Origin of the sequence: Ligilactobacillus equi DSM 15833 = JCM 10991 (genome assembly GCF_000615765.1) — a bacterium.
In the GTDB taxonomy this organism is placed as follows: domain Bacteria; phylum Bacillota; class Bacilli; order Lactobacillales; family Lactobacillaceae; genus Ligilactobacillus; species Ligilactobacillus equi.
Genome location: NZ_BAMI01000124.1, coordinates 1 through 1,295 on the forward strand (window position 1 = coordinate 1; position 1,295 = coordinate 1,295).

Annotated in this window: 1 protein-coding gene; it reads right to left on the bottom strand. The window is 38.5% G+C overall.

The genetic code is table 11. The features are described 5' to 3' along the window. Positions 1–1,276, bottom strand: a 1,276-nt coding sequence (locus tag JCM10991_RS11695) for a GbpC/Spa domain-containing protein (RefSeq protein WP_263640325.1), incomplete at its 3' end; no start/stop codon positions are given. Positions 1,277–1,295 lie beyond the last annotated feature (19 nt).

Sequence of the window (1,295 nt, forward strand, 5' to 3'; positions counted from 1 at the left end):
TCACATCATTTAAGGAATAAGTAACCGTTGGTAAAATAGTACTAGGTATAGTCGTTGTAAAAGCGGCCCAAGCCCCACCACCTACAGTTGAATCGTTGCTTTCTGTATCTACACTAGGTTGTGCTGTGTGCTTACCAAATTCAAATGATACTTTATTCCCCGAAAGTTTATAAACAACAGAGCCATAGAAAAAGTAAGGAGAATTATCAAAGTCCCATCCACGAGAACCATCGGCTGTAGAAGCATCACCTTTCCCTGCTAAATTACCATTGTCTGCTTCTTTTTCAGGATATTTAGATGTTCCTTCAGCATAATTATTGAAGTCTGCATATGCCCATCCATCGTTATGAATTTTAATAGATGACCCGTCAAGCTGAAATCCCGTTGTTCCGGTTAAACCTTTAACAGATTCAGCGACTAAACCTCCTTGTTTTCCATTCCAAGAATTCAAGGAATTCACAGAAAACCATGCATTATCATCAAAATTAATTTTATTTCCACTTGCATCATAAAATTCATATGTTGCAACAACGTCCGTTGCATGAAAAATCCCTTGAACGGGGTCAGCTAAGACGCTTAAAAAGTTTGTTCTTTTTCCGTCGCCTTGTGTCACCTCGTAAGGCTTAGAATTACTAAAAGTAATAACGATTTTGGAAATAGAATTTCCGTTATAAGTAGAATTGTGTAAGTTTGTATATGTTGCCCTTAAAAAATCACCGTCAATTTTTCTAGAAACACCACCCGGGACGTTGATGTCATATCGTGGAAGGCTTTTATTTTCAAGCAATGGAGTTATGGTAAGTGGGACATTATTTAAAATGTCGAGTGTTACTTTTGCATTTGGTTCACTGTTCATATCCATAGCTTGAACAACTTGACCAGACGTAATCGTTTTTACAGACGAACCGTTGTTAGCAATAGATAATCGCTGTTCAATCTTAGACACGGCATCATTAATAGCTTTGACTTGGCTTTGATAGTCGTGGCTTACCTCAGTGACAGTCTTTTGTGCATCAGCAACTGACGTGGTTGTTTTCTTGTTAGGGTCTTGCTTGACGTGGTCATTCCCTAACGTTTTTTGTGCATTAGCAACTGCTTGTTCGAGTTTTTGCTTTTCACTTTCCAAAGAAGCAACGGCACTCTTAGCGTCATTCATATTCTTTGTTGCAGTATTTAAAGCATTAACTTGATTAGCATAGTCTTGCCGAATTTCCTTTGCCATTTGAGGTGCTTGTTCTTTTGATACTTGGCCCTTATTAACAGGGGAGCCTTTCACAACATTGACACCTGCAGTC